The organism is Paenibacillus suaedae, assembly GCF_032337355.1.
In the GTDB taxonomy this organism is placed as follows: domain Bacteria; phylum Bacillota; class Bacilli; order Paenibacillales; family Paenibacillaceae; genus Paenibacillus_B; species Paenibacillus_B suaedae.
On sequence record NZ_JAVYAA010000007.1, the window covers coordinates 17,538 to 36,071 of the forward strand.

Annotated in this window: 16 protein-coding genes and 1 riboswitch; all 16 genes read left to right on the plus strand. The window is 52.2% G+C overall.

Features of this window, described 5'->3' with window-relative positions; translation table 11 throughout:
• Positions 1-60: 60 nt before the first annotated feature.
• Positions 61-161, plus strand: a riboswitch (purine riboswitch).
• Between the two features lie 199 nt (positions 162-360).
• The 16 genes from purE to RQP50_RS23305 all read left to right on the plus strand — a co-directional run bounded on the left by purE (position 361) and on the right by RQP50_RS23305 (position 18,469).
• Positions 361-876 (plus strand): 5-(carboxyamino)imidazole ribonucleotide mutase, encoded by a 516-nt coding sequence (gene purE / locus RQP50_RS23230; RefSeq protein WP_232055443.1) that lies wholly within the window; start codon positions 361-363, stop codon positions 874-876.
• Positions 873-2,090 (plus strand): 5-(carboxyamino)imidazole ribonucleotide synthase, encoded by a 1,218-nt coding sequence (gene purK / locus RQP50_RS23235; RefSeq protein WP_315746897.1) that lies wholly within the window; start codon positions 873-875, stop codon positions 2,088-2,090. Before purE ends, purK begins: the two co-directional genes overlap by 4 nt.
• Positions 2,083-3,381, plus strand: coding sequence for an adenylosuccinate lyase (gene purB, locus RQP50_RS23240; protein ID WP_021254990.1), 1,299 nt, complete (start codon positions 2,083-2,085; stop codon positions 3,379-3,381). Before purK ends, purB begins: the two co-directional genes overlap by 8 nt.
• A gap of 432 nt (positions 3,382-3,813) precedes the next feature.
• Complete coding sequence (locus tag RQP50_RS23245) at positions 3,814-4,944, plus strand: phosphoribosylaminoimidazolesuccinocarboxamide synthase (RefSeq protein ID WP_315746898.1); 1,131 nt, start codon at positions 3,814-3,816, stop codon at positions 4,942-4,944.
• A 163-nt stretch (positions 4,945-5,107) separates the two neighbouring features.
• A complete protein-coding gene (gene purS / locus RQP50_RS23250) occupies positions 5,108-5,350 on the plus strand; it encodes a phosphoribosylformylglycinamidine synthase subunit PurS (RefSeq protein WP_021254988.1) in 243 nt (80 codons plus the stop codon).
• A gap of 3 nt (positions 5,351-5,353) precedes the next feature.
• A complete protein-coding gene (gene purQ, locus RQP50_RS23255) occupies positions 5,354-6,040 on the plus strand; it encodes a phosphoribosylformylglycinamidine synthase subunit PurQ (RefSeq protein ID WP_315746899.1) in 687 nt (228 codons plus the stop codon).
• A gap of 76 nt (positions 6,041-6,116) precedes the next feature.
• Positions 6,117-8,357: a phosphoribosylformylglycinamidine synthase subunit PurL gene (purL, locus tag RQP50_RS23260; RefSeq protein WP_315747066.1), complete on the plus strand. Its 2,241-nt coding sequence runs from the start codon at positions 6,117-6,119 to the stop codon at positions 8,355-8,357.
• Positions 8,342-9,811, plus strand: a complete 1,470-nt coding sequence (gene purF, locus RQP50_RS23265; protein WP_315746900.1) for an amidophosphoribosyltransferase — start codon at positions 8,342-8,344, stop codon at positions 9,809-9,811. The genes purL and purF overlap by 16 nt, the downstream gene beginning before the upstream one ends.
• Before the next feature lie 304 nt (positions 9,812-10,115).
• Positions 10,116-11,156 carry a phosphoribosylformylglycinamidine cyclo-ligase gene (gene purM, locus RQP50_RS23270; protein WP_315746901.1) on the plus strand — a complete coding sequence of 347 codons (1,041 nt, stop codon included), beginning with the start codon at positions 10,116-10,118 and terminating at the stop codon, positions 11,154-11,156.
• Positions 11,157-11,443: 287 nt separating this feature from the next.
• The gene (purN, locus tag RQP50_RS23275; protein ID WP_315747067.1) at positions 11,444-12,022 is read left to right on the plus strand and encodes a phosphoribosylglycinamide formyltransferase; all 579 of its coding nucleotides are present in this window, start codon (positions 11,444-11,446) and stop codon (positions 12,020-12,022) included.
• Positions 12,023-12,491: 469 nt separating this feature from the next.
• Positions 12,492-14,039 carry a bifunctional phosphoribosylaminoimidazolecarboxamide formyltransferase/IMP cyclohydrolase gene (purH, locus tag RQP50_RS23280; RefSeq protein WP_072731985.1) on the plus strand — a complete coding sequence of 516 codons (1,548 nt, stop codon included), beginning with the start codon at positions 12,492-12,494 and terminating at the stop codon, positions 14,037-14,039.
• 10 nt (positions 14,040-14,049) lie between these two features.
• Positions 14,050-15,357 carry a phosphoribosylamine--glycine ligase gene (purD, locus tag RQP50_RS23285; protein ID WP_315746902.1) on the plus strand — a complete coding sequence of 436 codons (1,308 nt, stop codon included), beginning with the start codon at positions 14,050-14,052 and terminating at the stop codon, positions 15,355-15,357.
• A gap of 249 nt (positions 15,358-15,606) precedes the next feature.
• Positions 15,607-16,716: an ABC transporter ATP-binding protein gene (locus RQP50_RS23290; RefSeq protein WP_315746903.1), complete on the plus strand. Its 1,110-nt coding sequence runs from the start codon at positions 15,607-15,609 to the stop codon at positions 16,714-16,716.
• Positions 16,716-17,507 carry an ABC transporter permease subunit gene (locus tag RQP50_RS23295; RefSeq protein WP_065294056.1) on the plus strand — a complete coding sequence of 264 codons (792 nt, stop codon included), beginning with the start codon at positions 16,716-16,718 and terminating at the stop codon, positions 17,505-17,507. The genes RQP50_RS23290 and RQP50_RS23295 overlap by 1 nt, the downstream gene beginning before the upstream one ends.
• Positions 17,508-17,576: 69 nt before the next feature.
• Positions 17,577-18,155 (plus strand): TetR/AcrR family transcriptional regulator, encoded by a 579-nt coding sequence (locus RQP50_RS23300; protein ID WP_072731987.1) that lies wholly within the window; start codon positions 17,577-17,579, stop codon positions 18,153-18,155.
• 68 nt (positions 18,156-18,223) lie between these two features.
• A complete protein-coding gene (locus RQP50_RS23305; RefSeq protein ID WP_072731988.1) occupies positions 18,224-18,469 on the plus strand; it encodes a hypothetical protein in 246 nt (81 codons plus the stop codon).
• Positions 18,470-18,534 lie beyond the last annotated feature (65 nt).

An 18,534-nucleotide genomic window follows, 5' to 3' on the forward strand; every position in this document is an offset into this window, starting at 1 on the left:
TTATTCGCATTTTGTTGTTGACACGCTATGTTAAGCCTTGTTAAACTGTAGGCACAAGATGGATAAGCGAATATTGTTTCTCGTATAATTCCGGGAATATGGCCGGAAGTTTCTACCCAAGAACCGTAAATTTTTGGACTACGGGAATGACGAACAGGCTAGACTGTTCTCGCTTTTTCACGTCGCCGACAGATGTCGGGGCTTGATGGGAGCCTGATCATTCTGCCCAGAGCGGAAGAAATCCGCTTGTTTGCTCATTCCGTATACTTAGTCGATGATACGTTCAGGGGGAACTCCTGAACGTTTTTTTTGTTATGTAGTAGTGGTCAGGTTGGACATTGTCGAAAGCGGGGGATTGCGATGGTGAACACAGCGAGTCACGAACAAGGCATTGTGCCGGTAGTAGGCGTCATTATGGGAAGCAAGTCCGATTGGGATACGATGAAGAAGGCGTGCGAAGTGCTGGAGGAGATGGGCGTTGCTTATGAGAAACAGGTAGTGTCCGCACACCGTACGCCAGACGAGATGTTCCGCTATGCCGAGACGGCGGAGGCAAGAGGAATCCGTGTCATTATTGCCGGAGCAGGCGGTGCTGCGCATCTGCCGGGCATGGTAGCGGCGAAGACGGTACTGCCGGTTATCGGCGTGCCGGTGAAGTCATCGCATCTGAACGGGATGGACTCGCTTCTGTCCATCGTGCAGATGCCGGCGGGCGTACCCGTGGCGACCGTCGCGATTGGACCGGCGGGCGCGACGAACGCCGGGCTGCTGGCCGTGCAGATGCTCGGCATGCACGATGAAGTGCTGCGCGCGCGCATCGCGGCGCGCAGGGAAGCTGTTCGGCAGCAGGTGCAGGACACGGGGGCGCTCGAATGAGCGCGCCTGTGAACGGCCGCACGCTGCCGCAAGAGCGCCCGAGCCGGGCGGACGCACCGGTGCTTGTTCCCGGTGCAACGATTGGCGTGCTGGGCGGCGGCCAATTGGGCCGCATGCTGGCGCTTGAAGGCGTGCGTATGGGCTACCGCTTCACAGCGCTCGATCCAGCACAGGACGCGCCATGCGGTGCTGCTGCCGAGATGATTACAGCCGCTTATGACGATGCTGACGCTGCACACGAGTTAGGCCAGCGTGCGGATGTTATCACATACGAGTTCGAGAATGTATCGGCCGAAGTGGTGGAGCGATTGGAGCGGGAAGCTTACGCGCCGCAGGGCAGCCATCTGCTGCGCATTACGCAGCATCGCTTGCGGGAGAAGGAAGCTCTCACCGCAGCGAACATACCGGTGGCGCCATATGCAGCAGTAGCTTCCGCTGCTGAGATTCAACAGAGGCTGGAAGCGTTCGGCGGGGCAGGTGTGCTGAAGACGGCAATCGGCGGATATGATGGCAAGGGCCAGCGTATCATTCGCCACCCAGACGAGGCGGGAGGGGCTTATGAGGCGCTTGCCGCTCTCACCTCGGAGCTCGTGCTGGAGGAATTCATTCCATTCGAGCTGGAGCTGTCCGTCATTGCAGCGCGCAGCCCGCGCGGCGAGATCGCTGTGTTCCCAGTTGCGGAAAACATTCATCGGCATCATATTCTGCACATTTCCATTGTGCCTGCACGCATTCCACAGCATATCCAGGACGAAGCAGAGCGGCTTGCGCGCCGTATTGCCGAGGCGCTGGACGTCGTTGGCCTCATTGCTGTTGAGATGTTTCTGACCGCTGACGGCCGCCTGCTTGTGAACGAGCTTGCACCACGCCCGCACAATTCGGGACACTACACGATGGATGCCTGCCGCACTTCGCAGTTCGAGCAGCATCTTCGCGCGATATGCAACTTGCCGCTTGGCAGTACGGAGCTCCATACCCCTGTCGTTATGGTGAACTTGCTCGGCGAAGACGCTTTGGACATGGTACAATGGTTCCGTGCTGACGATCCGGCAGCCAGCCGCCTTGGCGTGACGCCGAAGCTGCACTGGTACGGCAAGTCGGAAGCGAAGTCGAAGCGCAAGATGGGGCATATTAACATACTAGGGCCGGACATCGCTACTGCGCTCGAATGGATGAATTTAACGGACTTGTGGAGGAATGCAAACGATGATTGAACGGTATTCGCGCCCGGAGATGCGGGCGATTTGGACGGAAGAGAATAAATTTAAAGCTTGGCTTGAGGTGGAGTTGTGTGCGTGTGAAGCATGGGCTGATCTTGGCGTCATCCCGCATGAAGACGTGAAGAAGCTCCGCGAGCATGCAAGCTTCGATATCGAACGGATCTATGAGATTGAGGCAGAAACGCGCCACGACGTGATCGCCTTCACTCGCGCAGTATCTGAGACGCTGGGCGAAGAGCGGAAATGGGTTCACTACGGCTTAACGTCAACGGACGTCGTGGATACGGCGCTTGGCTATTTGATGAAGCAGGCGAATGAGATCATCGACCGCGATTTGCTGAATTTCATCGAGATTTTGAAAAATAAAGCACTTGAATATAAAGATACGCCAATGATGGGTCGTACGCACGGTGTGCATGCAGAACCGACAACATTCGGACTGAAGATGGCACTATGGTATGCAGAAATGCTCCGTAATTTAGAGCGTTTCCGTCGCGCAGCGGAAGGCGTCGAGTTCGGTAAAATGTCCGGTGCAGTTGGGACATATGCGAATATTGACCCATCTGTAGAGAAGTTCGTATGCGCGAAGCTTGGTACGAAGCCAGCGCCGATTTCGACGCAGACGCTGCAGCGTGACCGTCATGCGGAGTACATGGCATCACTTGCACTTATCGCGACATCGCTTGATAAGTTCGCTACTGAGATTCGCGCCTTGCAGAAGAGTGAGTTCCGCGAAGTGGAAGAAGCATTTGCGAAGGGCCAGAAGGGCTCATCGGCAATGCCGCACAAGCGCAATCCGATTGGCTGCGAGAATATTTCCGGCTTGTCCCGCGTAATGCGCGGATATATGCTGACCGCTTATGAGGATGTGCCGCTCTGGCATGAGCGCGATATTTCGCACAGCTCGGTAGAGCGTATCATCCTGCCGGATGCGACGATGCTGTTGAACTACATGCTGAACCGCTTCATGAACATCGTGAAGAACTTGACGGTGTTCCCAGAGAATATGAAGCGCAACATGCAGCGCACTTTCGATGTTCCGTTCTCCGGCCGCGTCATGACGAAGCTGATTGACAAGGGCTGGGCGCGTGAACAGGCTTATGACACGGTACAACCTCGTGCGATGCAGGCATGGGAAGAGCAGCGCAGCTTCCGCGACATTATTGAGAACACACCGGAGATTACGGCTGTTCTTAGTGCGGAAGAGATCGCGGATGCGTTCAATCCTGCATGGCATTTGAAAAATGTAGATACGATCTTCCGCCAAGTAGGCTTGCTTGATTAAGGATTGCAGCAGGAAGAAGCAGATAGTAGTGGTTAGCAGCAAGGTTGCTGGTTAGTGCGAAATTGCAGTGTGGTGAGTAGCAAACTTCCAAGCTGCCTTGAACTAGTCGTGACCTGTACGACTGGCAGCCGGCACTTGAGTCCATAGCGAGACTAACATTATCTAGTACACAATTGAATGATGAGCTTGGTTCCTACTCGTCCCCCTAAGATGACGTGTAGGCAGCTCCCGTAGGCTGTCGCCCTGACGGCCGAATGCAGGCGGTCTCTTCCTTCCCTCCAACCACGATCGGAAGAGACTGCTGCAGCGGGTGCGATATATGGGAGGGTTCCTTTTAAAGGTTGTTCGATTCTATCCGCAGATAATGTGGGCGGGTTGATTTGAACACGCGCTTTTGACTAAATGGGCGTAATGCCGAAAGGAGCACAGGAGATGTCTACAAACACTCAATTTGCGACTGAGACTGACATCGTTCCGCTGCCGCTTCTCCATCGTGGGAAAGTGCGCGAGCTGTATGAACTGGACCCAGACCATTTATTAATTGTTGTATCGGATCGAATCTCTGCATTCGACGCCGTATTGAAGCCGGAGGTTCCTGGCAAAGGAGAGGTATTGAACAGGCTGAGCCAATTCTGGTTCGAGCAGACGAAGCATGTCATTGCGAACCATGTGGTTCCATTCGATGAAGGGCTTCTGAAGCAGACTCAGGAGAAGCGCTTGGAGCAATACCGCAGCAGCATACATTCAGCTGATGATATGCATTGTTGTCATGATTCACATCAGGACAGTGAGAATTCTCACCAAGACCAACACCAGAATACACACCCAGAATCACATCCAGAAATACAACGGCATGACACGGCTTTGCATCAAGCTGAGCGAAATACAGAAAGCTTGAATCGCCGAGATGAACATCTCGAACCCCAGGATTTATCCGCAATATTAAGTTCCCTACAAGATCGAATGACAATTGCTCGCCGAGCAAAGCGCATTGACTTTGAATGCGTCGTAAGAGGCTATATTACCGGCGGCGGTTGGAGGCAGTATACGGCCAACCAATCTGTCAACGGAATTGAGCTTCCTGCTGGCCTCCGCATGAATGAGAAGCTGCCGGAGCCGATTTTTACACCGTCCCGCAAGCATGATGAGGGACATGATGAAGATGTGCCGTTCGCGGTTATGTGCAAGGATCTGGGAGCAGAACTTGCGAAGCAGCTGCGTCAGGTCAGCATCGAGCTGTATACGTATGCGGCTGAAATATGCGCATCCAAGGGCATTTTGCTCGCCGATTGCAAATTTGAATTTGGAACTATTGACGGAGAACTTGTACTCATTGATGAGTTGTTCACCCCGGATTCATCGCGCTTCTGGTCGATCGATCAGTATGTGCTGGATCAGGATATCGATAGCTTGGATAAGGAACCAGTAAGACGCTACTTGGCTGCAAGTGGTTGGGATAAATGTGGGACGCCGCCAGTGCTGCCTGAGCAAGTAGTAGAAGCTACTCGCCGCCGCTATATCGAGCTGTATGAGCGCATTACAGAGCAAGCATGGCCTGAATGATCTTTCGTTTTATAAATGTTTTAACGTTTGTTGAATTCTCTAGTTTACGGAGGATCATCAAACGTTGACTGGTTTGGTCGTTGTTTTATGAATCGTATTCATTACAGTTTTGTAGACTTGTTCAAATTTCATGACAGTATGGACTGATGGGGAGGAAAAAGGGATGAAGGTGAAGGTTTTCGTAACGACTAAGGCAGGCGTATTGGATCCGCAAGGGGCTGCAGTGGAGCAGGCGGTGCACACGATGGGATACAGCGGTGTGGAGCAAGTGCGCATCGGCAAATATATGGAGTTCAATATCAACACGGAAGATCGCGAGCAGGCGTCGGCGCAGGTGGAGCAAATGTGCGAGAAGCTGCTGGCGAATCCAGTCGTTGAAGACTATCGGTACGAGTTGGAGGAATAGGCGATGAAGGCAGCGGTGCTCGTATTTCCCGGATCGAATTGTGACCTAGATTGTGTCCATGCCATACAAGATACGCTGAATGTCGAAGTGGATCGGGTATGGCATACGGAGCAGGATGTAACCGGATATGACCTTATCGTCATTCCAGGTGGCTTCTCGTATGGTGATTATTTGCGCAGTGGAGCGATTGCCAGATTCGCTCCTGTTATGAAGGCGGTCGCTAAGGCTGCTGAGACAGGCACTTATGTGCTTGGGATATGCAACGGATTTCAAATTTTGACGGAAGCGGGATTGCTTCCAGGGACACTGCGGAGAAACGAAGGGCTGAAGTTCCGATGTCACGCTGCCCCAATTCGAGTAACTCGTGCAGATTTGCCGTTCACACGGGATTATGTCGGGGGCGACATTCTGAACATCCCAATCGCGCATGGCGAGGGCAACTATTATTGCGATGAGGCAACGCTGGCGAAGCTGAAGCAAGGCAATCAAATTGTATTTACGTATGAGCAGAACCCGAACGGTTCACTTGAACATATAGCTGGTATTTGCAACGAGGCTGGCAACGTGCTTGGCATGATGCCTCATCCCGAGCGTGCGGTTAGCGAACTGCTGGGCTCAGCGGATGGCGTTCGCTTGTTTACATCCATTTTACAAGCTTGGAGGGAACAACATGCAGTCAACGCTCACTAATACGACGGAACGAGAACAGGCGGCAGCACGCAGCGCGAAGCAGAAGGAACTATCCCTTGCTGAAGGGCTTCGCCATATGAAGCAGGAACCGACTGCTGAACAGATTGAGGAGCAGAAGCTGTATCGGACAATGGGCGTAACGGAAGATGAGTATGCACGCATATGTGAGCTGCTTGGCCGGAAGCCGAATTATACCGAAATCGGTGTGTTCAGTGTCATGTGGTCTGAGCATTGTGCTTATAAAAACTCGAAGCCGCTGCTCAAGCGATTCCCGACTTCAGGTGATCGTGTACTGGTTGGTCCGGGCGAAGGAGCAGGCATTGTCGACATTGGGGACGAACAAGCGGTTGTATTCAAAATCGAGAGCCATAACCATCCCTCTGCCATCGAACCGTTTCAAGGTGCGGCTACGGGAGTAGGCGGTATTATTCGCGATATTTTCTCGATGGGCGCGCGTCCGGTTGCTTTGCTGAATTCGCTGCGCTTCGGCAGCTTGCAGGATGAGCGGGTGAAGTATTTATTCGAGCATGTTGTATCAGGCATCGCTGGCTATGGCAACTGCATCGGCATTCCGACGGTGGGCGGCGAGGTCGTCTTCGATGACAGCTATGCAGGCAATCCGCTCGTTAACGCGATGTGCGTTGGGCTGATCGACCACAAAGATATCCAGAAGGGCGTGGCGAGCGGCATTGGCAATCCTGTGTATTATGTTGGGCCACCGACAGGCCGCGATGGCATTCATGGTGCGACATTCGCATCGGAGGAGCTGACAGAGCAATCGGAAGCGAAGCGTCCGGCGGTACAGGTAGGCGACCCGTTCATGGAGAAGCTGGTTATGGAGTCATGCTTGGAACTGATCGCTTCCGGCATCGTGATCGGGATTCAGGATATGGGGGCGGCTGGTCTAACTTGTTCGAGCGCGGAGATGGCGAGCAAGGCAGGCAACGGGCTTGAGCTCGACTTGAACGAGGTGCCGCAGCGTGAATTTGGCATGACACCTTATGAAATGATGCTGTCCGAATCGCAGGAGCGCATGCTGTTCGTTATTGAAGAGCATAACGAGCCAATTGCGATGGAAATCTTTGAACGTTGGGGCGTTATTTGCCGCAAAGTTGGCCGCGTTACAGACGATGGGCGCCTGCGCCTGCTGTATGGTGGCGAGGTTGTCGGTGATATGCCGGTTAACGGACTTGTGGACGAATGTCCGATTTATAATAAGCCCTCTGCAGTACCTGCTTATTATGAGGCTAACGCTTCCGTGGATACAACGGCTTACCCAGAAGTAAGCGGGGTTGAAGCACTGAACGAAGCGCTATTGAAGGTGCTTGGCTCGCCATCTGTGGCAAGCAAGGAATGGGTATATCGCCAGTATGACACGATGGTTCGTACGAGCACAGCAGTGGCACCAGGCTCGGATGCGGCAGTCGTGCTTGTGCGCGGAACGAACAAAGCGCTCGCGATGACGACGGATTGCAATGGCCGCTATGTGATGCTTGATCCATTCATGGGAGGCCGTATTGCGGTCTGTGAGGCAGCGCGCAATATTGTATGCTCCGGTGCAGAGCCGCTGGCAATTACGGATAACCTGAACTTCGGCAACCCGGAGAAGCCGGAGAACTTCTGGCAGATGGAGCAGGCTGTTGATGGCATGGCTGAAGCATGCCGTGTGATGAATACGCCGGTTATCGGCGGGAACGTAAGCTTGTATAACGAAAATGCAAAGGGAGCCATCTATCCAACGCCAGTCGTTGGCATGGTCGGTCTCGTTCATGATAAGCAGCACATTACGACACAAGCCTTCAAGCAGGCGGGAGATGCAGTACTGCTTCTGGGCCGCACGAAGGCAGAGCTTGGCGGAAGTGAATTCCAAGCCATTGTACACGGCTCGGTAGAAGGTCGTCCTCCGCAGCTCGATCTGGATGCAGAATCAAGCTTGCTGAAGACCGTGTTGAGCCTGATTCAAGCAGGACTTGTGCAGTCTGCACATGATGTATCGGACGGAGGTCTCGCGGCTGCGCTTGCGGAGAGCTGCATCAGCGGTCATATCGGTGCGACGCTTGATCTAAGTGCAGAAGGACTGCGTACGGATATCGCACTGTTCAGCGAGAGCCAATCCCGTATCCTGCTGTCGGTACGTGCGGAACAGTTGGAAGAAGTGAAGGCTCGCTGCTCGGAAGCAGGAGTTCCGGTAGAGGGCATCGGTACGGTCGGAGGTGAACAGATCCACGTTCGGGTTGATGGAACGGATGCTTTGGATATGCCTTGGCAACAAGCAGAACAGGTATGGAAGGATGCGATTCCATGTCTCATGAAGTAACAGGGGCTTACTACAATGAGGGCAGCGGCAAGGATGGTCCATTTGACCGCTTGAAGGAAGAGTGCGGGGTATTCGGTGTGTTTGGTTATGAAGAGGCGGCTTCGATGGTGTATTACGGGCTGCACACGCTGCAACATCGTGGCGAGGAAAGTGCAGGCATGTGTACGTCCGACGGTCATTCCTTCCACTATCATCGTGCAATGGGCCTTGTGAAGGAAGTGTTCGATGCCGAGCGATTGCAGGATATGCGCGGCGATCGGGCGATCGGCCATGTACGTTATTCAACGTCCGGCGACAGCCGGCTGGCAAATGCGCAGCCACTCGTCTTCAAGACACGCGATGGGGATCTTGCAGTTGCGACGAACGGGAATATCGTCAACGCTCCTGCAATTCGCCGCGAGTTGGAGAAGAAGGGTTCTATTTTTCAGACGACGAGTGATACCGAGGTGATTGCGCATCTTATCGCTCGCTCGGAGCACGACGTCGTTCGTGCGGCGAAGGAGGCGCTTCGTGAACTGGTTGGAGGCTTCGCCTTCCTCATTATGACGAACGACAAGCTGCTTGCCGCATCCGATCCGAATGGCCTCCGGCCGCTTGTGCTTGGCAGGCTGGGCGACAGTTATATATTTGCCTCGGAGACATGTGCACTTGAAGCGGTTGGTGCGAAATTAGTTCGTTCCTTGGAGCCGGGGGAACTGCTCATCGTAGATGCGCTCGGTCATCGTTCGGAACGGTTCGCACCGCTTCAACGCCGCGCATTATGCGCGATGGAGTTCATCTACTTCTCAAGGCCAGATAGCCAGCTGCATGATGTCAATCTGCATACTGCACGCAAGCAGATGGGCATGCAGCTTGCGAGGGAATCGTTCGTAGAGGCGGATATCGTAAGTGGTGTGCCGGATTCTAGTATATCGGCTGCTATTGGGTACGCAGAGCTGACGGGAATTCCCTATGAGATGGGCTTGATTAAGAGTAAGTATACGGGGCGGACGTTTATTCAGCCGAGCCAAGCATTGCGCGAGCAGGGTGTGAAGATGAAGCTAAGTGCGGTGCGCAGTGTCGTAGAGGGCAAACGGGTCGTTCTAATCGACGATTCGGTCGTGCGGGGCACGACATCACGCCGAATTGTGCGCATGCTGCGCGAAGCGGGGGCTTTGGAGGTCCATCTGCGCATCGCTTCGCCACCGTTCAAGCATCCGTGCTTCTACGGAATCGATACGCCGAACAGCGAGGACTTGATCGCGTCATCGCACACGGTGGAAGAGATGTGTGAACTGGTGGGTGCGGACTCCCTTGCTTTTCTGAGCCAAGACGGCATGATTGGTGCAATTGGTGGGGCATTTGTGAATGAATCCAACGGAGGACTGTGCTTAGCATGCTTCGATAAGGACTATCCAACGAATTTATATACAGAAGCAGGGACGGGCAATGAACACACAGGCTGCGGCTGTTGAGTGTGAGAGGCTGTCAAGTGAATGCTAGCGATTGCCAAGTGATATCTAAATGATTGCCAAGTAATTTCTAGCGATTTGCAAAGTAATTTCTAAGTGACTTCTAAATGAATGCTAAGTGATTGCTAAGTGATTGCTAAGTGATCGCTCGGGCATTGGGGTGTCGTGTGCTGGGCCGAGATTCGTAACATATACATTTTGATTAATTCGAGATTTCAATATTTCATTCATTTCACATTAACGATGACGGACGGGAATGCAGGATGCATTCCTGTCCTGCTTACAGGGAGAGAGGAGACGCACGATCATGTCAGAAGCCTACAAACAAGCGGGTGTCGATATTGCGGCAGGGAATGAAGCGGTCGAACGAATGAAGAAGCATGTGCGCCGCACATTTACGCCAGGAGTGCTAACCGATTTGGGTGGATTCGGAGCTTTGTTCCAACTGGATATTCAGCGTTACAAAGAACCGGTTCTTGTATCAGGTACGGACGGAGTGGGAACGAAGCTGAAGCTGGCGTTCGCGCTTGATAAGCATGACACGATCGGCATTGATGCTGTGGCGATGTGTGCGAATGATATTGTCGTCCAAGGTGCAGAACCGTTATTCTTCCTTGATTACTTGGCCTGCGGGAAGGTCGTTCCAGAGCAAATTGAAGCGATTGTGAGCGGTATTGCGGAAGGCTGCACACAGTCGGGCTGCGCTCTAATCGGTGGTGAAACGGCTGAAATGCCAGGTATGTATTCGGCAGATGAGTACGATATTGCTGGCTTCAGCGTAGGTGTCGTAGATAAGAGCCGAATCATTACCGGTGAATCGATTCGCCCTGGCGATGTTGTGCTAGGTCTTGCTTCGAGTGGACTGCACAGCAATGGCTTCTCACTCGTCCGCAAGTTGTTGCTTGAACAAGGCGGACTGAGTTTGACGGATGTAGCACCTGATGGCAGCAGTACACTTGGAGAGGTACTACTTACGCCGACACGCATTTATGTGCGCTCCATGCTTGAACTGATGAAGCAAGTGAATGTGAAGGGTGCGGCTCATATTACAGGTGGGGGATTCTTAGAGAATATTCCGCGTGTGCTTCCTGAAGGCACATCTGTTGAGATTGAGTATGGGGCATGGCCGATTCATCCTGTGTTCACTTGGTGCAAGGAAATTGGCAAGCTTACCGCTTCTGAATTGTTCACGACGTTCAATATGGGAATCGGCATGGTGATCGTTGTTGGGGAAGAGGAAGCGAATACCGCAATCCGCAGTCTGGAACAAAGCGGCGAGGCTGTATATCGCATTGGAAGAGTTACGGAAGGAAGCCGTCAAGTTCACATCCCGGGGGTAGGCTTGTAATGCGGCAATCGGAATGGAACGAGGATGTACCAGAAAGTATGCGTGAAGATATGCATGATTTGCATGAAGGTATACGTGAAGGTATGAGTAAAATGCATGATTGTATGAGTGAAGGTATGCGTACAGTGGATATGCCATCCGATGATCCGGGCAAGATCGAGGGGAGTACATGTGCTGATGCACGAACAAGCATAAATGTAAACTCGATCGGGAGCGCAGAAGCTAGAGTCGAAGTAAGTGCCAAATCGGAGCCTAAAGAGCAGCCTAAAGAGCAGCATCTCCCACGCATTGCCGTGTTTGCTTCTGGATCGGGTTCGAACTTTCAAGCGCTTGTCGATGCGGCTGCTTGCGGGCAGCGTCTGAAGGCTGACATCGCCCTTCTCGTATGCGACAAGCCTCAGGCGCGCGTCATTGAGCGTGCGAAGCAAGCCGGCGTGCAGACCGCCATATTTGAACCGAAGAAATATACTTCTCGTGAGGATTATGAGCAGGACGTTCTCCGCTTGCTGCACAAGCAACGCATTGACTGGGTTGTGCTGGCAGGGTATATGCGCCTTGTAACCCCCGTATTGCTGCGAGCTTATGAAGGACGCATGGTCAATATCCATCCTTCGCTTCTGCCTGCCTTTCCGGGCATGCACGCGGTACGCCAAGCATTGGATTACGGCGTGAAGGTGACGGGAGTGACGGTACATCTTGTTGATGAAGGAATGGATACAGGGCCAATATTGGCCCAGCAGGTTGTTGCCATCCTGACTAATGATACGGAGGACACTTTGTCAGCACGTATCCAGCAAGCTGAGCACGAACTGTACCCGCAAGTGGTGCAGCGTCTCCTCTCTGCGGAGCTTCTTGCAACCAGCTAATTTTTCATGATACCGAGATCATACAAAAATGCCTGCACAACATAATTGTATCTCCTTTGAGGACAAATGGGGAAAATGTCCACGCTAATGTGGACACAGAGGGTTATATTGCTGTTGATAAAGAAGTGTCTACATGTAGAAGTTTAAGTGTCGTTTCATCTATATATTGTGTTGGTTGAGGCTTGGGGAAAGGTATCTCTGTTGCAACATTGTGTCCGCTATTTGAAAGACATTTTATCAGTTTTTCCACTGCACAGGGACATGTTTCTGCCGCTATTGCGAAATAGTAGTTGGCGAGACGGGACTGAGACGATAGGCTCTGATCGGTATTTGAGATATTTGCGTAGAAGATTCTGACGGGTAGATAAGGTTCGTTTTTAACAGGGAGCCATGATATAGACTTCCATACAGTAACGCATTACAATGATATTTAATTAAAATGCCAAAGTTTAGCAGGGGAGAGGACAACATGGCGATTCAAAGAGCATTGATCAGTGTATCCGATAAGACGGGCGTAGTTGCATTTGCGCGCAGCTTGACGGAAGCGGGTGTGCAGATTATTTCCACGGGTGGAACGAAAGCTTTGCTGGAGCAGGAGCAAGTGCCGGTTACAGGGATATCGGATGTGACGGGGTTCCCGGAAATTTTAGATGGTCGGGTCAAGACGCTGCATCCCGCCGTTCATAGCGGGCTGCTGGCGATGCGCGGCAATCCGGCTCATATGGAGCAGCTGGATGAGCTTGGCTTGTCTACGATTGATCTTGTCGTTGTGAATCTCTATCCATTCCAGCAGACGATCGCAAAGCAAGGCGTGTCCTATGAGGATGCGATTGAGAATATAGATATCGGTGGCCCGACAATGCTGCGTTCAGCTGCCAAAAATCATGCAGATGTCACGGTTGTCGTCGATGCAGCGGACTATGACACTGTTCTCGCAGAAGTTCGCGCCAGTGGCGATACGACAATCGAGACACGCCGTCGTCTTGCGGCGAAGGTGTTCCGTCATACAGCAGCTTATGATTCCATCATTGCGGAATATTTGACTGAGCAGGTTGGTGAGCAATGGCCGGAGCGATTGAGTGTGACGTATGAACTGGCACAGCCACTTCGCTACGGGGAGAATCCGCATCAGGATGCGGCCTTCTATCGCCGACCATTGGCGGGCGCAGGCAGTATTACAACAGCTGAGCAATTGCATGGCAAGGAGTTGTCCTACAACAATATTAACGATGCCAATGCGGCACTTGCGATCGTTAGTGAGTTCCGTACGCCTGCGGTGGCTGCAGTGAAGCATATGAATCCATGCGGCGTAGGGATCGGTGCTACGGTTCTGGAAGCTTATGAGAAGGCATATGAGTCTGATCCAACGTCGATATTCGGCGGAATCGTTGCCTCTAACCGAGAAATCGATGGCGATACAGCTCGTTTGCTGCATGAAATATTTTTAGAAATTGTCATCGCTCCTAGCTTTACAGAAGAAGCGCTTGAGGTGCTTGCACAGAAGAAGAATATCCGTCTGATGAAAACAGGAACAATTCCATCCCCAGACGAGCGGGTATCATCACGGCAGCTGACGACAGTGGATGGTGGCGTGCTTGTGCAGGATCTCGATTTGCATTCCTTGAAAGCAGACAGTGTACAGGTCGCAACAGAACGTGAACCATCCTCTGAGGAGATGGAACAGCTGTTGTTCGGATGGAATGTCGTGAAGCATGTGAAGTCGAATGCGATTGTCCTTGTGAAGGATGGAATGACGGTTGGTGTAGGTGCCGGACAGATGAACCGGGTAGGTGCAGCTCGCATCGCAATCGAACAAGCCGGTGAGAAGGCGCGCGGCGCTGTACTTGCATCCGATGCGTTCTTCCCGATGGGCGATACGCTGGCTTTGGCAGCAGAAGCTGGAATTACGGCAGTGATTCAGCCAGGAGGCTCAGTTCGAGACAGTGAATCCATTGAAGTGGCAAATAAGCATGGTATTGCCATGGTGATGACTGGCGTACGTCACTTTAAGCACTAAGGAGGCGTTCATGAATATGGAGCACGTAGGGAAGAAGGTATTGGTCGTCGGCAGTGGCGGACGCGAGCATGCACTGGTATGGGCGCTTCGCAATAGCCCGCAAGTTGGGCAGGTGCTGTGTACGCCAGGCAATGCAGGGATTGCGAGCCTCGCTGAATGTGTGCCGCTGCCCGTCCACGATTATGAAGGCATTGCCCGATACGCAGTTGAACAGGAAGTTGACCTTGTTGTCGTAGGACCTGATGATCCACTGGCTGGCGGAATTGTTGACGTACTGAAAGCACAAGGACTGCGCGTATTTGGCCCTGATCGTAAGGCAGCTGAGATTGAGGGGAGCAAGGTGTTCATGAAGCATCTGCTTCACAAATATAAAATTCCAACCGCTGCCTACGCTGCGTTCGATAATTTCACCGAGGCTTCGGCGTACGTCCATCAACATATGCTGCCGGTCGTCATTAAGGCCGATGGTCTGGCGGCGGGCAAGGGTGTGGTTATTGCTCATACGCATGAAGAGGCAATTGAAGTATTGCATGAGCTGATGGTAGTTGGAAAGTTCGGCTCATCTGGCAGCAAGGTTGTCATTGAAGAATTTATGCTCGGTGAGGAAATGTCCATTCTGGCCTTCGTAGATGGAGAAACGGTGCGCGTATGTGAACCAGCGCAGGATCACAAGCCAATCTTCGATGGTGATCGCGGACCGAATACAGGTGGTATGGGGACATATAGCCCTTTGCCGCAATTCTCACCGTCCATTCTAGAGAAGGCGCGCCGGACGATCATTGAACCGGCTGCCAGGGCGATGGTAGCCGAGGGCCGCTCCTTCCATGGTTTGCTGTTCGCTGGACTAATGATCACGCCGGATGGGGAATCGAAGGTCATTGAGTTCAATGCACGCTTCGGCGATCCAGAGACGCAGTCTGTACTCCCACGGTTGAAGTCAGACCTGTTCGAAGTCCTGTGGGCAGTCGCCGAAGGCAGTCTACAGGAGATTGAGCTTGAATGGCATGATCATGCTGCAATGTGTGTCATTGTAGCAGCAGAAGGCTACCCTGGAGATGTTCGCAGAGGAGACGTCATTACGGGGTTGGAGCAGGCAGCGGAATCAGCTCTCTTATTCCATGCGGGCACGGTGTGTGATGAGGATGGGACGTGGCGGACAGCAGGAGGCCGAGTGCTAGGAGTTGTCGGCTTAGGCGACAATGTGGCAGCAGCCAAAGCGAAGGCATATGAAGCAGTTCAACGCATCCAATTCAGTGGGATGCAATACCGCAGCGACATCGGTGTGAAGTCAGAACGAATACAAGTACAGACAAGATAGACGAGGAAGAGGGGCGATGCTCCTCTTTTTTTTTGTTATCGAAGGGGAAGTTGCAGGGAGCATTCTCGGATATCTGAGCTCGATCGCCTATTTTTCCACTGATTCGAAATGATGAGCAGGAAAGAGCTAATGAGTGGGAAATGGTATACTTTCATGCTTGATTGAGTATAAAACGGACTTGTGAGTTTGAATATATGCGGAATAAGATATACTCATAATTTAACTATAGTATAGATTGGAGTGTGCCGCATGAACGCTATCAAGTTGAGCAATCTCACAAAAAGGTACGGATCACAGCGCGGTATCCACGAAGTCAATTTAGAAGTACAGCAGGGTGAGATTTTCGGATTCATTGGACCGAATGGGGCGGGAAAGTCTACTACGCTTCGTACGATTATGCAGCTCATTCGCCCTACCTCGGGGACAGTGGAATTGTTCGGAGAAGTAATGAACAAGGAACGTCCTGATGTTCGCAGGAGAATCGGCTATTTACCGTCAGAAGTGCATTATAACGAGGAGCTAACAGGCAGAGAAGTACTGGACTTCGCTGCGCGAATGAATGGGCTGTTGTTGCAACATACAACTGCAATGGCATTGGCAGATCAGCTAAAGCTGGATGTCAGTAAGAAAGTGAAGTCATACTCACTTGGCAATCGCAAGAAGCTTGGCATTGTACAGTGTCTGCTGCATAAGCCGGATTTAATTGTACTGGATGAACCGACATCAGGGCTTGATCCGTTGATGCAGCACATTTTTTTTCAGATATTAATGGAGCAGCATGAACGGGGAGCGACCATCTTCTTCTCCACCCATATTCTAAGCGAGGTAGAGAAGTTGTGCAGCCGTGTCGCGTTCATCCGAGAAGGTCGTCTGCTGCGAGTAAGTGATGTAGATGGGATTCCAGGCAAGGATCGCCGGATTGCACATATTCAATTCAAGCAGCAGGGTAATTGCATAGAGGCTTATCGATTGAGAAATATCGATCCGAACGCAGTATACGATGGCATGGAGCATCGTCTTGTGCTGCAAGGTGATCTGCACCTTGCTCTGCAGCGTATTGCTGCCCACGAGCTAAGGGATATCCGTATTGAGCAGCCTTCTTTGGAGGATCTGTTCATGGCGGAGTACGATGCGAGCGGAAATGGGGGAAATCATTCGCAGGATCAAGCGGGGCAATCAACGCAAGCTGGGCAATTGAGGGAACGCACAGGAGAGCAATCATCGCAAACTGGGCACTTGCACGAGCGCGTAGTAGAGAAGCCAAAGCAGGCTGGACATTCGCGGGAGGATGCAGTAGAGCAGCCAACGCAAGCTGGGCATTCACGTGAGCGTTCTGAGAGCGAAAGGGGAGAAGCGTAATGTGGCAGGTGTTTCGTTATGAATGGAGAACGAATCGTCGCAGCTTTTTCATATGGGCAGGCATCATTATTGTGTTCCAGATGATGTTCGCTGGACTCGGCGACATGTACACGAGCAATACATCGCTGTTGGACGCCTTGAAGCAGTTCCCTCCTGCCTTGCTGGAAGGATTCGGTATGCATGTGGAGATGTTCGGCAGCTTCGAGGGCTGGATGGCGGGCGAGCCGCTTGTGTTCTACATGATGCTGTTAGGCATATTCGCTGCGATGTGGGCGGCTTCCACGGTGGCGAGGGAGAGGGATCGAGGGACAGTGGATTTCATGTTCACCCTGCCAGCATCTCGTGGGCAGCTGTTCCTCGGAAAAGCCTGCGCGCATCTTCTTGCCTTCTTCTTGATTGCAGCGGTCAGTTATGGGGTGACGGTATGGTTCGGGCACCTGTTCAGTACCGTGGCGGATGCAGGGCTGCTGCTCACCTACTCGATCGCGGGCCTGCTGGCGGCGCTGGCATTTGCCGGAATCGGATATGTGATGACGGTCTTCGTCACTTCCGAGCGAACCGGAATGTCGCTTAGTATTGGAATCGTCATCTTATCGTTCCTATTTCATCTGCTCTCCGGTATGGAGAAGTCGTTAGCCTGGATGTCGGACATCAGCTTGTTCACGGTCTTCAATGGCAAAGATTTATTCGACGCAGGCAGCTTGCCTTGGGAGGGTGTATTCATTACGATAGGGATATATGCAGGCGGGCTGCTCTTCGGCTGGCTTGTGCTGACGAAGCGGGATCTGTAAGATGCAGTCTCTCTCTTGAAGGCATAGGCGGCAGAGCCTTGTCCGCACGGAAAGGGGAGCTTATGCCAGTTGAACAGTAAAGCGATCGCAATTATGGATGTCGGACAGCGGTTGTTTTTCGAACGGGGCATCCAAGAGACGAGTATGGAGCAGATTGCGGAGGCGGTTCCCGTTGCGAAAATGACGATATATAAATATTTTCAAAGTAAGGAAGGGCTGCTTGAGGCTATTACGGATCGGATGGTGCAGGAGAGCCATCAATTTTTGCTGCGTGTGATGGAAGAAGCGAAGGATATGTATGAACTATTCGACCTTTTGCTAAAATACCAGCCCTTTGATCGGATATCTTTAACGTTCGTTACCGATTTAACGCAGTACTATCCAAATCTGTTCGCAAAAATGATGGCCTATCAAGAGGAGCACGTCATCCCGGAGTTTGAAGGGGCGATCTTCCGGGGGCAGCAGAGGGGAGAGATTCGCAAAGAGCTATCCCCGCATTTGATCGTGCGTTATCTCGTGTCGATGAAGCAGTTCCTCCTCCAGCCAGGCAATTTGGATGAGCGGATGAACGTACGCACATTGTCTGACCAGATCACGACGATGCTCTGTCATGGCATTCTGTCTGAACGTCCTTCTAACGGCGTATAAAATTCTCCTTACACACCGTAATAATGTCGTATAGGCCAATCATGACATACGGCAGGAGGGTGACAAGGATGAAAGGGAAGAGCGATTCAGAACAAGGGCTAACACAGCTGTATCTCAATCAGGAGCATTCGAGGGGGCCAAGCGAAGCGTCCACGGTTGAAGAGTCCCATTTAGCTAGCAAGTCATCCTTGACGGATGACTCTGCGGACACAGACGATTATGATCAGGCTGCCTCGCATTTACAGGCGGGGATGACGGATGGGACGCTGGAGACGCATCAGATGCTGCAGCGTTCGTACGGACTGTATTACTAATCAAAACCGTAATACCGCTGCGCGGTGTTGCGGTTTTTTTCTTGTCTGAACTCTTGACAGCAATC

Coding starts and splice junctions, on each gene's coding strand:
- purM (WP_315746901.1), top strand. CDS start 10,116: ATGTCAGAAGCCTACAAACAAGCGGGTGTCGATATTGCGGCAGGGAAT.
- purD (WP_315746902.1), top strand. CDS start 14,050: ATGAATATGGAGCACGTAGGGAAGAAGGTATTGGTCGTCGGCAGTGGC.
- RQP50_RS23305 (WP_072731988.1), top strand. CDS start 18,224: ATGAAAGGGAAGAGCGATTCAGAACAAGGGCTAACACAGCTGTATCTC.
- RQP50_RS23295 (WP_065294056.1), top strand. CDS start 16,716: ATGTGGCAGGTGTTTCGTTATGAATGGAGAACGAATCGTCGCAGCTTT.
- purE (WP_232055443.1), top strand. CDS start 361: ATGGTGAACACAGCGAGTCACGAACAAGGCATTGTGCCGGTAGTAGGC.
- purL (WP_315747066.1), top strand. CDS start 6,117: ATGAAGCAGGAACCGACTGCTGAACAGATTGAGGAGCAGAAGCTGTAT.
- purQ (WP_315746899.1), top strand. CDS start 5,354: ATGAAGGCAGCGGTGCTCGTATTTCCCGGATCGAATTGTGACCTAGAT.
- purB (WP_021254990.1), top strand. CDS start 2,083: ATGATTGAACGGTATTCGCGCCCGGAGATGCGGGCGATTTGGACGGAA.
- RQP50_RS23245 (WP_315746898.1), top strand. CDS start 3,814: ATGTCTACAAACACTCAATTTGCGACTGAGACTGACATCGTTCCGCTG.
- purF (WP_315746900.1), top strand. CDS start 8,342: ATGTCTCATGAAGTAACAGGGGCTTACTACAATGAGGGCAGCGGCAAG.
- RQP50_RS23290 (WP_315746903.1), top strand. CDS start 15,607: ATGAACGCTATCAAGTTGAGCAATCTCACAAAAAGGTACGGATCACAG.
- purS (WP_021254988.1), top strand. CDS start 5,108: ATGAAGGTGAAGGTTTTCGTAACGACTAAGGCAGGCGTATTGGATCCG.
- purH (WP_072731985.1), top strand. CDS start 12,492: ATGGCGATTCAAAGAGCATTGATCAGTGTATCCGATAAGACGGGCGTA.
- purK (WP_315746897.1), top strand. CDS start 873: ATGAGCGCGCCTGTGAACGGCCGCACGCTGCCGCAAGAGCGCCCGAGC.